Origin of the sequence: Collinsella sp. CLA-ER-H9, assembly GCF_040092295.1 — a bacterium.
Lineage (GTDB): Bacteria > Actinomycetota > Coriobacteriia > Coriobacteriales > Coriobacteriaceae > Collinsella.
Genome location: NZ_JBBNLV010000014.1, coordinates 1 through 13,105, shown reverse-complemented (window position 1 = coordinate 13,105; position 13,105 = coordinate 1). Strand labels below are relative to the sequence as shown.

The window sequence follows — 13,105 nt, the reverse complement described above, 5'->3', positions numbered from 1 at the left end:
TCCAAAGGATAACTTTTGACGCAGCAATTTACGATTTTCCTACCCCGACCGGATGGGACGCCCATCCCCGTCGTCGTTACCAAAAAGCGCGTCAAGAACTTCAACCTGCGCGTCACATCGAGCGGTGAGGTCCACGCCAGCGCACCGCTCGACGCCAGCCGCGAGCGTATCGAAGCGTTTGTAAAGCGCAACAACGGCTGGATTATCAGCCGACTTGCCCAGCGCGAGCAACGTCAGGCGACGGCGCGAGAACCGCTCAGTCCCCTCTCGATCATTGCGCTTTGGGGCAAGCCCATCACGGTACAGGACCCACTCGATCACAACTTTGCATCACCCGCACCGCGACCCAAACAGGTCACCTTCGCAAGTTTTATGGGTACCGACGAATCGAACGAAGGCCCACAGGCCAAGCGGCGCGCAATCCTCGACGGCCTAACGTCCGACGAGCTCCAAGTCCATATCGACCAGCTCTATACGTCCGAGGTCACATCGGCGCTACGCGATATTGTGCACGCATACGAAATCGCAATGGGTGTCTCCGTTTCCCGCGTTTCCGTACGCAGCATGAAAACGCGCTGGGGCTCGTGCACGCCCAAAACCGGCGCCATTCGCATCGCACGAGAACTTGCCGCCTACCCCGTCGAATGCCTCGACATGGTTGTCGCCCACGAGCTCGTCCACTTGCTCGAGCCAAGCCACAATCAGCGGTTCCACGCCCTGCTCGACACGTACTGCCCCAACAATAGAGCTCTGTCGCAGCGACTCAAAAAACCGCCCGCCAACGAGCTTTAGCGTCAGCTAGCGCACGCGCTCGATCTCGACGCCACAGCTTGCCAGGGGAAGACCGACGGGCGCCCAAGGCTTATCGAGCTTAACACGCACGCCAAGCAGCAAGGGATAACGACGTAGCAGCATCTGGGCCACACCCTCGGCTGCAGCCTCGATGAGCTTAAACGTATGCTCGCGCAGATAGCCATCGACATCGTGGCACACCGAGCCGTAATCAATAGAGGCATCCAGGTTATCGTGCTCCCCCGCCGCGCGCAGGTCGGCATAGAGCACCAAGGACACGACAAACTTCTGCCCCAGGGCGTTTTCCTCGGGATACACGCCGTGGTTGGCAAAGACCTCGAGACCATCGATAGTAATGCGGTCGGCATGGCGCAGGTCGTCATAGCTCACATGGGGCACCGCCGTTGCGGCGGAAATCTCGCCCCTGCCACGACGGGCAAGCTCGGCACCCTCGGTCTTGGTTGCATTCTCGGGCAGCTTTTTGTTAGTCATCGCGATCGTCTCCTTCGTTCAGAACCCCGACCGCGCATACCGACTACACGCGAATCGACAGGTTCTTTTTATCATCGCTCCAGTTGCAGGCATTGCGCGCAGGGCATGCAAAGCAGGCGCGCGACGCTTTGTCGGCTGCATAGAGCAGACGCTCAAGCGGCTGGCTGTTCACGCGCAGCTTTCGATGGCCCAGAATGGCCGTCTTAATGGCTGCGGCATCTGCCGGCTCAAACGCCACGTCTTCGGGCATGCCGCCGAGAATCGCATCGGCGACGCGTTCGCTTGCAACATCATGGGATATACCCGATTCATACTGTTCATCTTTGCCGATATCGTGAAGAAGTGCCGTGGCATAGATGACCTCGCGGTCAAATTTGAGCTCTTCCTCGAGATTCTTGATCCACATAATACGGGCGACATCCAGCAGATGGTCGATACCGTGGCGGCAAAAGATGCGCCCCGATTCCAACTGCGCAATGTTTCCCAGATGCCGCCGGAACAGTCCGTTGGCACAGATGTAATCAATGCAAGGCATGGCACCAAAGGGAGTCAGGCCCGAAGCCATAAAGCCGCGACGCGACGTTCCTTCATCGGTCTTCGATGCAAAGTCGTTGACGACTCTCATGGTTAGCGGCCCAGCATCCTAAAGAATCGCTCCTCGAGCGACGGATCGGTCTCAAAGACACCGCGACGAGCAAGCGTTACGGTCTTGGTACCGGGCTTTTGCACGCCGCGCATGGTCATGCACATATGCTCGGCTTCCATCAGCACGATTGCCCCTTGGGGGGCAAGATATTCCATGAGGGCATCGGCAACCTGTGTACACAGCTGCTCCTGCAGCTGCAGACGACGGGCATAGACCTCAACCGTGCGAGCAAGCTTAGACAGACCCGCCACGCGGCCGTTAGGGATATAGCCGATCGCAGCCTTGCCATAAAACGGCAGCAGATGGTGCTCGCACAGCGAGTAAAACGTGATGTCGCGCTCGATAACTAAATCGTTCGAAGCGACGGCAAAAGTTTTGGACAGGTGCTCCTCAGCGCTCTGGTCCATGCCGCCGGCAATCTCGCCATACATGCGGGCGACGCGTGCCGGCGTCTCCAGCAGGCCCTCACGAGTTGGGTCCTCGCCTATGCCCTCAAGCAACAGCTTTATGGCGGTCTCAACTTTTTCCTGATCGACCATCTAGGCCTCACTCTTCCGATTTTGCGTTCGCGCTATGGTACCACGCCCTCCGGCATCGGCCACAAGCTACATAGTATGGGTCGAATAGACCGGATCGTCTCGCCAAAGCTCCACAGCGTCGCAAAGCGAAACGCCCTCGCGCGCGGCACGAGTGCGCGTGGCGTTCATGTCGATCACCCGCTGATTACTCGAACCCCTAAAACGCAAGGAGATATCGTACAGGTCTTGAACGAACGGGCCGTCCACCAACATATCGAGGCAGGCAAGGATACGGTCCGTCACCTCGGTATGATGACGGCCGCCCGGCATAAGTTCCTCGAGCACGTCGCCGGTAAAGCACCAAATGGTCTTCCCCGACTCCACAGGATAGGCCGCACGCACGCGTTCGATAAAGTCAACGAGACCCGCCTGATTCTCGGGTTCCATGGGCTCGCCACCCAGAATCGTCAGGCCATCAATAAAGGGATGGTCAAGACTGTCGATAATCTTGTCCTCGACGGCACGGTCGAACGGTTCACCCGCGGCAAAGTCCCACGCGACGGAGTTAAAGCAATTCTTGCACCCACGACGGCACCCACTCACAAACAGAGAAGTACGAACACCTTCCCCATCAGCAATGTCGAAATACTTAATGTTCGCGTAGTTCATAGGTAACTCTCCCGGGAGGCCGGGACATATCATCCCGTCCTCAAACATTCTCGGCCTGCGGCCTGCGAAACTGCGGGCGGGACGATATGTCCCGGCCTCATGCAAAGGGTAACTCAATGAACGAAGCGAACATCGAGTATAGGGTTCGAGGTCCAATAAAAACTTTGTTGCAGCCCAACCGTCATCGCAAGCAAAACGTTGTTGCAAGTCAACTCATTTCCGCTAAGAACTTCGAGAAGTGAGCAGACCGCATGCTGCATCTCAACTACGTCAACTTGGCTGAACCGAGAGGGCCGCTTGGGCTTTTGCTCGATATGAGTTCCGCACGCAAAGAAGGCCACTTAATGTGGCCTTCGTCTTGCGCAGGACTGTCCGAAATAGCGAGCAAATGCCCAAGCGGCCCTCTCGGTTCAGCCCCGGAGCGGTATTAGAGATGCAGCACGCGGTCGCGGATCTCCTCGGTTCGACCCTGGTTCCAGAATTGAGTACCGATGTAGCCGCACGTACGACGGGCGACATTCATCTTCTCCTGATCGCGGTTGCCGCAGTTGGGGCACTCCCACACCAGCTTGCCGTCATCCTCGACAATCTTGATCTCGCCGTCATAGCCGCACACCTGGCAGTAATCGCTCTTGGTGTTGAGCTCGGCATACATGATGTTGTCGTAGATGTACTGCATCACGCGAATGACAGCCTTAAGGTTGTCCTGCATGTTGGGAACCTCGACGTAGGAGATGGCACCGCCCGGCGAAAGCTGCTGGAACATGCCCTCAAACTTGAGCTTATCGAAAGCATCAATCTCCTCGGACACATGGACGTGGTAGCTGTTGGTAATGTAGCCCTTGTCCGTCACACCCGGAATAATGCCAAAACGGCGCTGCAGGCACTTGGCGAACTTGTAGGTCGTCGACTCAAGCGGGGTGCCGTACAGTGAGAAGTCGATATCGCTTTCGGCCTTCCACTCGGCGCATTTGTCGTTCATGTGCTGCATGACGGCCATGGCAAACGGCGTGCCTTCCTTCTCGGTGTGGCTGTGGCCCGTCATATACTTGACGCACTCATACAGACCGGCATACCCCAGGCTGATGGTGGAATAGCCGCCCACGAGCAGTTTGTCGATCGTCTCGCCCTTCTTAAGGCGCGCCAGGGCGCCGTACTGCCACAGAATCGGTGCGGCATCCGAAAGCGTGCCTATCAGGCGCTCATGACGGCACAGCAGGGCACGATGGCACAGCTCAAGGCGCTCGTCGAAGATCTTCCAGAACTTGTCCATGTCCTGATGCGAGCTCAGTGCGACATCGGGCAGGTTGATGGTCACAACACCCTGGTTAAAGCGGCCATAGTACTTAGGTTTGGTCGGGTCATAGTTCAGCGCGTTGGCAACATTGTTAAAGCCGTTGCCCGAACGGTCGGGCGTCAGGAAGCTGCGGCAACCCATGCAGGTGTAGCAATCGCCATTGCCGGCGGTCTCACCCTTAGACAGCTTGAGCTCACGCATCTTCTTCTCAGAGATGTAGTCGGGCACCATGCGCTTGGCGGTGCACTTGGCAGCCAGCTGGGTCAGGTAGAAGTACGGGGAATTCTCGTGAACGTTATCGTCCTCGAGCACGTAGATAAGCTTGGGGAATGCCGGGGTAATCCACACGCCAGCCTCGTTCTTAACGCCCTCGTAGCGCTGGCGAAGCGTCTCCTCCACGATCATGGCAAGGTCGTGCTTCTCCTGAGGCGTACGGGCCTCGTTGAGATACATAAAGACCGTCACGAACGGCGCCTGGCCATTCGTGGTCATAAGGGTCACGACCTGATACTGAATCGTCTGGACGCCGCGACGGATCTCGTCACGCAGACGGTCCTCAACGACCTCACGGACCTTCTCGGCAGACGCAGAGACGCCAAGCTCCTCGAGCTCGCGGGCAACCTCGCCGCGAATCTTCTGACGGCTCACCTCGACAAACGGAGCCAGGTGGGTCAGCGAAATCGACTGGCCGCCATACTGGGAAGAGGCGACCTGGGCGATAATCTGCGTCGCGATATTGCAAGCAGTCGAGAAGCTGTGCGGCTTCTCGATCAGCGTGCCCGAGATAACGGTGCCGTTCTGGAGCATATCCTCCAGGTTCACCAGGTCACAGTTATGCATGTGCTGGGCAAAGTAGTCCGAATCGTGGAAGTGAATCAGGCCCTCGTTGTGGGCATCCACGATCTCCTGGGGCAGCAGCACGCGCTGCGTCAGGTCCTTGGAAATCTCGCCGGCCATGTAGTCGCGCTGGACGGAGTTGACGGTCGGGTTCTTGTTGGAGTTCTCCTGCTTGACCTCTTCGTTATTGCACTCAATCAGCGACAGGATCTTGTCATCGGTCGTGTTCTTTTGGCGCTTCAGGCTCTGAACATAGCGGTAGATGATGTAGTGGCGAGCGACCTCGTAGCAGTCGAGACGCATAATCTCGTCCTCGACCAGATCCTGGATCTCCTCGACCGATACGGTGTGGCCGGCCTTCTCACATGCCTCGGCGACGTTTTGTGCCGCATAGATCACCTGGCGGTCGGTAAGGCGAGAGCCTTCCTCGACCTCCAAGTTTGCGGCGCGGATCGCATTGACGATCTTATCGATGTCAAAGGTAACCTCGGTGCCGCTGCGCTTGATGATCTTCATCCTCTTGCCTCTTTCGCATCGTAGCCTCATTGCGCTTCAGGGCCAAACGATGCCCGGCAGGGCTTGCCCCTGTCTTGCGGCGCCGTCGCGCAATCTGTGTTCTCGATAACCATAGGCCCTCATGCGGACAATCCTCGCAGCCATTCAAGGGGCCCAAAGATCTATCCAAATGGGGCGAATAAGGTTCTCGTTCTCTGTCCGCCATCTATCATACGACAAAGAGGCATCTATATCCTGTATTCTTTTTTTAGGTCAAACACAACATATAGTGTTTCAGCAGGTCAAAGCAATTGGTCAATTTGCAGACGCATTATAAATGAAAGCCTCTTGGCAGACTGCTAAAACGTTATCAACCCAACTACCTGCACAGCAGTTTTGAAACCCCCTCAACCGTGCCGCCGCCAAATAGCACCAAAACCAAGCCGCTCACGCCAAAAGAATCCAAAAGATTATGCTTGACCAACATGTTGCGGTCATGATGGGCCAGGACACATGCAATCTGCCGGCACCCCTACGGGATGCGAAGACCATCGCGTAGGGACCTTGGATCAATATTTGATGACTTATTTGGCGGCGCGCTTGGTGGCAAAAAACAAAACAGCCCAGAGGACATAGCCTCTGAGCTGCGAACATTTGGTGGGCGTTAGAAGATTTGAACTTCTGACCTCTTCCGTGTCAGGGAAGCGCTCTCCCCCTGAGCTAAACGCCCAAATGGAGCGGACAACGGGGCTCGAACCCGCGACCCCAACCTTGGCAAGGTTGTGCTCTACCAACTGAGCCATGTCCGCTTACGAGGATTAATCTTACGTGATGCCCGCATCCTATGCAAGAACTTTTTTTGAAAAGTTTTGCGACGCCCTCGCGAACCTCGCGAAGACATCAGCCACCACGGAAGGCGCAGGCAAACGCAAACTCGCCGCAAGAGGCCCTTACATCTCACCGAGCATGATCCAGGCAGAGCTGTCCTGCGCGAGTCTGCCGTCTGCAAGCGCTGATGAGGTGAGCAGGACCCTGCCCGCCGGCAGCTCCACGGGTGCTGCACCGAAGTTCGTCACGCACGCCCAGCCGTTATCGCGGCGATAGGCGATGACGCCGCCCTCAGCGCCCTCGGCACCATCCGCAAGACCGGTGCGCCCGTCAAGATCGAGCCACGCAAGATCGTTGGCGCACCCGCGCAGCTTGCGCCGCAGCCAGAGGGCGTCACGATAGAGCGCAAGCATCGATGTCGGGTCCGTTTCTTCCCTATCGGCAGCATAATCGGAAAACCATGCAGGCTGCGGCAGATGGGGCGCCGCATCAGCGTCCGCCGGCGAAAACCCAAACGATCCGCCCTGCGCGGGATCGTCCGCCGCTACCCACGGCAGGGGCACACGACAGCCGTCGCGCCCCTTCTCGCGCTTCGGTCCGCGCGTATTGGTTGCACTGGGATCTTCGAGTGCAGTCCACGGGATATCAGCCACCTCAAAAAGACCGAGCTCCTCACCCTGATACACGTATGCCGAGCCCGGAAGCGCCAGTTCAAGCAAAAGGGCCGCCCGCGCGCGGCGCTCGCCGAGTTCACGGTCCTCGTCATAAGACGACCCGTCGCGTAAGAGCCAGTCGAGCGCAATCTGGTGGTAGCGCGTCGCCTTGATTTGCGGCAGGGCATAGCGCGTCGCCACGCGCGGCACGTCGTGGTTGGAGAGTACCCAGGTCGAGGCGGAATCGGATTCGATAGCTGCCTTCAAGCCCTCCTCGATTGCAGCGTGCATGTCATCATAGGTCCAAGTGGCCTTGGCAAACTCAAAGTTGAATGTCTGGCCAAGCTCGCTGGGACGCGCATAGAGATACTGGCGCTCAGGCAGCACCCACGCCTCGGCAACGGCGCTGCGCGGCGGATTATAGCGGTCGAACACGCGGCGCCACTCGCGATAGATCTCGTGGACCTCGTTGCGGTCCCACAGCGGATGGGTGCCGTCGTCAACCATGTCATCGCCCTCGGCGAGATGCCACCGGTCGAGGTCATCGCGGTCAAGATCCTTGGCGAGACCGTGCGCCACATCGATGCGAAAGCCATCGACGCCTCGATCGCTCCAAAACGCCAGGACGTCGCAAAAGAACGCGTGAACCTCGGGGCATGACCAGTCAAAGTCCGGCTGCTCGGGCGTAAACATGTGCAGATACCATTGACCGTCCGCAACACGCGTCCAGGCGGGGCCGCCAAAGTTGGCATTCCAATTGGTGGGAGGCAGCTCGCCATGCTCGCCGCGACCATCGCGGAAGATATAACGGGCGCGCTCGGGCGATCCGGGGCCGGCGGCAAGAGCGGCTTTGAACCAGGGGTGCTGGTTGGATGAATGGCTGGGCACGATATCGACGATGACCTTGATGCCGCGCGCGTGAGCCGCAGCGATCATGTCATCGAAGTCGTCAAGCGAGCCGAGACGTGGGTCGACATCGCAGTAGTCCGCCACATCATAGCCGCCATCGACAAGAGGCGAAGGGTAAAACGGGCTCAGCCAGATGGCCTCGATGCCCAGCCGCTCAAGATAGTCCATCTGCTGGGTAATGCCCGCGATATCGCCCAGACCCGAACCGGTCGAATCCTTAAACGAACGCGGGTAGATCTGATAGATCGCGGCATCGGACATCCATGAGCGCGAAGAGGACTTTTCTGCAGCCATGGGGTGAGCCTCCCTTGCAACGAGGTTTTGCGAGATGCCCACGATGATACGCCCAAAGCTGTCATTCGAGGCAAACAACGCCACAGCCACACCCCAAAACGCTCGCTCCCTCTCGGGCTCGAGCCTCCTGGGACGAATCGATCGATTAGTGAAAAGAACGGAAGACTCACTCCCCCGGCCACAACAGCGAGCGGGCTCCGGGTGCCCCAGGTTGCCGCGAAAGAGGAGGGAAGCGTACTTTATGTACGCGACCGACGATTGAGGGGGCAAGATGGGGTGCCCGGGGCTCGCGCAGCGTCAACAAAAAACGCGGTTCGTTAGAACCGCGTAAGATAGTTGGAGCGGACAACGGGGCTCGAACCCGCGACCCCAACCTTGGCAAGGTTGTGCTCTACCAACTGAGCCATGTCCGCATATGTAAAACAAAACGGGCGCCGGAGCGCCCGGATGTTGCCTGGAGGCGAAGCCCGGATTCGAACCGGGGGTAAAGGCTTTGCAGGCCTCTGCCTTACCACTTGGCCACTTCGCCGAAAAAGGACCGCCTAAACGGTCCGGAAATGCAATGGAGCGGACAACGGGGCTCGAACCCGCGACCCCAACCTTGGCAAGGTTGTGCTCTACCAACTGAGCCATGTCCGCTTGCGGGTTATTAATTTACGCGAGTTATCCAAAAGACGCAAGTACTTTTTTCAAAAAAGTTGCCGGCCGCGTGTTCTTGGTGGCTAAACGCGCTAAAGCGATTGGCTAGGCACGCGATTCCAGTGCTCCGCTAAATAGCTTCACCATCTGCACGCGCGTGCCGGTGCCGTCTGTGCGACGAGCAACCTCCACGTTATCGACAAGCATACGCATAAGCTTGATACCACGGCCGCGTTCCTCAGATGCGACCGGTTCGCTCGCTCCATCGATAGAATAGCCGGCACCCCGATCAAGCACCTCAACCACGACGCGATCGCCATAGGCCTGAACCGTCAGGACGCACCCGATACCGCCCGCATGGTCATAGGCATTACCCAGCGCCTCCCCCGACGCCAACGCGACATCGTAGCGCTCGTCGCGGCGCAACGGAAGCGATTCAAGGAGTTCGGCGATGCGATGTCGATAGTATGGAAGATTCTCGATACCCTGTCGGACCTCGACGCTCTTGCTCCATCGTGGCAACTCTCCCACCGGAATAGCGGGAATCGACTCACGCGCCGGACCCGCAACATGAAGGATGTCGACAAGTCGGGCAATCTCCAAAAAGCGAATGACCTCATCGGAGGCGTTAACGAGCGAAAGCAGGCCCTCTCGCCTCATGAGCTCTCTGGCACGTGTAAGCAAAAACGCCAAACCCGTCGAGTCGATAAAGCCCACGGCCTGGCAATTGATGACAACGCGACGCACGCCCCGGTCGATCAGATTATCCAACCGTCGGCGCAGCACGGACACCGAGGCGATGTCGACATCACCCGGTGGCGTCAAAACCGCTATGTCATTCCACTCATTCATACGACCATGGTTCCCCAAAAGAGCTCGCTCGATGCATACATATCTGCAGCTGCGCAGATTTTGCCCGTCAAGTATCGCGGTCTACGATCGACCCCGTAAAAACTCAAGGGAAACCAGCGCAATGTCATCGTCCAGCGCCGACTCGGTAAAGCGGTCAAGCTCTCCCAAGACCTTACCGCAGATTCCCGATACACCCTCACCCGAGACAGAGAGCAAAAGGTCACGAAGGCGCTGCTCGCCAAAGAAAGCACCCGAGCGATCACGTGCTTCGATTGCTCCGTCGGTATACATGAATAGCATGTCACCAGGAGCGAACGTAAACACGCCTGTCTCGTACACCATGCTCTCAAAGGCACCGATCACGCCCGATTGGCACCCAAGGAGCTCCACTTCTCCCCCTCGGGTTTCTCCGCCGCCAAGCGGCGTCGACGACGGTCTAATGACCATAGTGGGAGGATGTCCCGCAGAGCAGTAGGTAGCGCGACCCGCTTTAAGATCAATCTTGGCGATAAACGCCGTCACGAACGTCTCGACCCTCGAAAAGCCCATGAGCATGCTATTGAGCGAGCGGGCCATACGGGCGGGCCCAGCACCCTCCCAGGCATAGGCCGTCAGCGCCGTCTTGACGAGCGCTGACATCGACGCCGCCTCGATTCCTTTGCCGGATACATCGCCCAAAATCATAACGGCGCAATCGTCGGGAAGACGGACAAGAGTATAGAAGTCGCCGCCAACCAACGCCGAATTCGTTGCCGAAAGGTATACCGAATCGGTCGCGATACCCGGAACGTCACCAAGCGAATTTCTCATGCCAATCTGGAGGGTCTGAGCGATATGGCGCTCCTCGCGCTTTTGAGATTCGCCCTCGTAGATCAGTTCAAAGTCATGCGCCAAGTGCACCAAGTAGTCATATTCAAGGTCATCAATCGGCTCTTGACTACCGTCACGAAGCAGAAGCGCGCGCGTCGTCGGGCCTTTCGCAACAGAAGCAGGAACGATCGCGTCGTTGCTGTGTTTGCCATCACCCTCAGAGCGCGGGCGCCCCGCCTCGATGCCGGTGTCGACGTAGAGACCCTGGCAAGGCAGACCATGCGCCCTAAGCCAGCCTCCCATAGGCATCGATTCGTCAACGCGAGTTATACGGACGTGTTTAAGATCCTCGGCACTCGTGCCGCCCAAAACAGACGCCTCAAAGCCATCAGAGCCAACCCCCAAACGTGCCGCTGGCGCCGTCGTGGAAAAGAAAAGTTTCTCGGGATCGTCCGGCAAAGCAACGCGACTGCCGCCTTCAAAATCTATGACATAGGAGCCCAGACTGGCGTCATACTCAACAGGGCAAAAATGACAGTTGAGCATATTGCAAATCTCGGACGATATAGCCTGGGTAGCCGCGGCGGAATCGTCTAGAAAGGTAAACAACTCATCACGTAAGACATTGAGCGAGCGGCCAAGCTCGGCCGTGCGACGAGAGCGAAGGCTCGATGCCATGCCGACCAGCTGGATAGACAGGTAATCGCAAATGACCTCGAGTACATTAACGTCATAGGCGAGCGGTGCCTGAGGGCGCTTCCAACCAACTTCCAGCACGCCAAGGATCTGCGTACCGTAAAAAACGGGAAGACAGATCTCGCTGCGGTACGGAGGCATATCCTGCACGCGCAACAGGTGCTTAGAACGATTGTCCAGGTCCATGAACATACCGGAGGCAGCCCTATCACCCTCAAGGTCCTGTTGAATCGACAAGCGACAGGCACGCGACTCGCGAAGAACATACGTCGGAATGCCAGCGCCATACGGCAAAAACTCGGGCAGGTAGCTGTCGTGCAGCTCCTTGGAGACACCGCGAAGCTTAAAACCGCCGCTCTCAGAAAAATAGATAGCGGCACCCGAAGCATCGAGCGTTCCTACAAGCTGGTTCAAAACGATATCTAACAAACTAGGCAGCTCATCGGAGCCCACCGTGCTCATAATGACCGACAATGTACCCGAGAGACGCTTATTCGCCACTCTAAGCTCCGAAAGCGCACGCTTGAGCTGACGGTCGTGCGAATACTGTTCTTCGGTGCTATGGAGTGCCACCAGAACGCGCGGCGCACGGCGGCCAAAGATTCGAGGCGGCGTAACCGAGCCGGCACAAACCAGGACGGGAATAAACGATCCGTCACTTAACTTGAGCATCAACTCGCTCTTTGTTCCATTGGTCTCAAAAGGAAGCCGATGCTCTGTCGCGCGTTCAAAAGCCGACGAGTACAAGAGGTCTTTAACGTCCCCGTTGATCACATCGGAACGCTCCTCGCACATCAAGTCGAGCAAGCGATTATTTACATGCAAAATGGTTCCGTCGAGCTCGCAGATAATGACAGCATCGCTCGTGATCTCGACCAATTGGGCAACGTCCGCCCACTCATTGCGCTCAAGCGTTTCCATCGTGAACCTCACCGTCTATCGGTAACAAAAAAGCCTCCGAAGAGGCTTCTCAAATGCGATGGTGTCGGAGGCGGGACTTGAACCCGCATGACCAAAAAGCGGTCACTAGCACCTCAAGCTAGCGCGTCTGCCAATTCCGCCACTCCGACATGCTATGTTGTTGATTCGCGGTTCGCTTTGTTGAACCCGCGCGTTCAACGAGGAAGATAATAACCTATGTTTCGAGAACTGCGCAAGCACTTTTTTGAAAAAAGTTTACGAATTTGTAAATGCACTGGTAGACGCTTATGTTCGGACCGGAACGGGGTCGGCTTCCCAACGCGTCCTCGGGCATGCGGTACATTTTGATTCGCGCTTCGCGCTACAAAATGTACCGCCCCCTGCGGAATGCGTTGGGAAGCCGACCCCGTTCCGGCCCTACGTCCACGTACTCCAGGCACCGTTCTCAAACATGTTCTGAGAGCTGATATAAATTTGGTGGCTCGGCTTTGCCGAGCCCTTATATGGTGAGGCCGGAGCCAAGGCTCCGGCCTCACACAATTCCCTATCAGATTAAGCGAGCGATCAGGGAATCGCACTCCCCCTGCCGAGTTAACGTAGGGCCCGCCCTGGTGTTACTTTTCAGAACACTCCGCACTGATATTTTCTGTATTGAAGACGTCGATGATGCGCCCGTATACCATTGACGTCGACACCATCAGACGCGGTCCGCGCGGTGACCCCACATTCCGCTGGCGCCCACAGGGCTGCCCTCGTT

General features: G+C 57.5%; 9 protein-coding genes and 6 tRNA genes. 1 reads left to right on the top strand and 14 read right to left on the bottom strand.

Translation table 11 applies throughout. From position 1 onward, the window contains the following. Positions 1-15 precede the first annotated feature (15 nt). Positions 16-792, top strand: coding sequence for a SprT family zinc-dependent metalloprotease (locus AAAX73_RS07875; protein ID WP_349125572.1), 777 nt, complete (start codon positions 16-18; stop codon positions 790-792). 6 nt (positions 793-798) lie between these two features. Here the strand turns inward: AAAX73_RS07875 and folB are convergent, their stop codons facing one another. From folB to AAAX73_RS07805, 14 genes are all read right to left on the bottom strand, one after another. Next, positions 799-1,284 carry a dihydroneopterin aldolase gene (gene folB, locus AAAX73_RS07870; RefSeq protein ID WP_006234406.1) on the bottom strand — a complete coding sequence of 162 codons (486 nt, stop codon included), beginning with the start codon at positions 1,282-1,284 and terminating at the stop codon, positions 799-801. Positions 1,285-1,327: 43 nt separating this feature from the next. Beyond that, positions 1,328-1,909: an HD domain-containing protein gene (locus AAAX73_RS07865; RefSeq protein WP_349125571.1), complete on the bottom strand. Its 582-nt coding sequence runs from the start codon at positions 1,907-1,909 to the stop codon at positions 1,328-1,330. Between the two features lie 2 nt (positions 1,910-1,911). Then, positions 1,912-2,469, bottom strand: a complete 558-nt coding sequence (folE, locus tag AAAX73_RS07860; protein WP_006234408.1) for a GTP cyclohydrolase I FolE — start codon at positions 2,467-2,469, stop codon at positions 1,912-1,914. 66 nt (positions 2,470-2,535) lie between these two features. Then, a complete protein-coding gene (nrdG, locus tag AAAX73_RS07855; RefSeq protein ID WP_316369862.1) occupies positions 2,536-3,117 on the bottom strand; it encodes an anaerobic ribonucleoside-triphosphate reductase activating protein in 582 nt (193 codons plus the stop codon). 427 nt (positions 3,118-3,544) lie between these two features. Continuing rightward, positions 3,545-5,767: an anaerobic ribonucleoside-triphosphate reductase gene (gene nrdD / locus AAAX73_RS07850; RefSeq protein ID WP_349125570.1), complete on the bottom strand. Its 2,223-nt coding sequence runs from the start codon at positions 5,765-5,767 to the stop codon at positions 3,545-3,547. A gap of 634 nt (positions 5,768-6,401) precedes the next feature. Beyond that, positions 6,402-6,476 (bottom strand) — tRNA-Val (locus AAAX73_RS07845). Between the two features lie 3 nt (positions 6,477-6,479). Next, positions 6,480-6,555 (bottom strand) — tRNA-Gly (locus AAAX73_RS07840). A gap of 141 nt (positions 6,556-6,696) precedes the next feature. Next, entirely contained in the window at positions 6,697-8,430 is a 1,734-nt protein-coding gene (locus tag AAAX73_RS07835; protein ID WP_349125569.1) for a glycoside hydrolase family 13 protein, read from the bottom strand. Between the two features lie 337 nt (positions 8,431-8,767). Next, positions 8,768-8,843, bottom strand: a tRNA-Gly gene (locus tag AAAX73_RS07830). Positions 8,844-8,885: 42 nt separating this feature from the next. Beyond that, a tRNA-Cys gene (locus tag AAAX73_RS07825) sits at positions 8,886-8,959 on the bottom strand. 34 nt (positions 8,960-8,993) lie between these two features. Continuing rightward, positions 8,994-9,069: transfer RNA gene (locus AAAX73_RS07820), tRNA-Gly, on the bottom strand. A 105-nt stretch (positions 9,070-9,174) separates the two neighbouring features. Beyond that, complete coding sequence (locus tag AAAX73_RS07815) at positions 9,175-9,921, bottom strand: anti-sigma factor antagonist (protein WP_195503985.1); 747 nt, start codon at positions 9,919-9,921, stop codon at positions 9,175-9,177. An 81-nt stretch (positions 9,922-10,002) separates the two neighbouring features. Next, positions 10,003-12,348: a SpoIIE family protein phosphatase gene (locus tag AAAX73_RS07810; protein ID WP_349125568.1), complete on the bottom strand. Its 2,346-nt coding sequence runs from the start codon at positions 12,346-12,348 to the stop codon at positions 10,003-10,005. Positions 12,349-12,407: 59 nt separating this feature from the next. After that, positions 12,408-12,497 (bottom strand) — tRNA-Leu (locus AAAX73_RS07805). Positions 12,498-13,105: the final 608 nt, after the last annotated feature.

Excerpts from the sequence above, each read along its gene's own strand:
- folE (WP_006234408.1), bottom strand. The coding sequence starts at position 2,469 with ATGGTCGATCAGGAAAAAGTTGAGACCGCCATAAAGCTGTTGCTTGAG.
- AAAX73_RS07810 (WP_349125568.1), bottom strand. The coding sequence starts at position 12,348 with ATGGAAACGCTTGAGCGCAATGAGTGGGCGGACGTTGCCCAATTGGTC.
- nrdG (WP_316369862.1), bottom strand. The coding sequence starts at position 3,117 with ATGAACTACGCGAACATTAAGTATTTCGACATTGCTGATGGGGAAGGT.
- folB (WP_006234406.1), bottom strand. The coding sequence starts at position 1,284 with ATGACTAACAAAAAGCTGCCCGAGAATGCAACCAAGACCGAGGGTGCC.
- AAAX73_RS07865 (WP_349125571.1), bottom strand. The coding sequence starts at position 1,909 with ATGAGAGTCGTCAACGACTTTGCATCGAAGACCGATGAAGGAACGTCG.
- nrdD (WP_349125570.1), bottom strand. The coding sequence starts at position 5,767 with ATGAAGATCATCAAGCGCAGCGGCACCGAGGTTACCTTTGACATCGAT.
- AAAX73_RS07835 (WP_349125569.1), bottom strand. The coding sequence starts at position 8,430 with ATGGCTGCAGAAAAGTCCTCTTCGCGCTCATGGATGTCCGATGCCGCG.
- AAAX73_RS07815 (WP_195503985.1), bottom strand. The coding sequence starts at position 9,921 with ATGAATGAGTGGAATGACATAGCGGTTTTGACGCCACCGGGTGATGTC.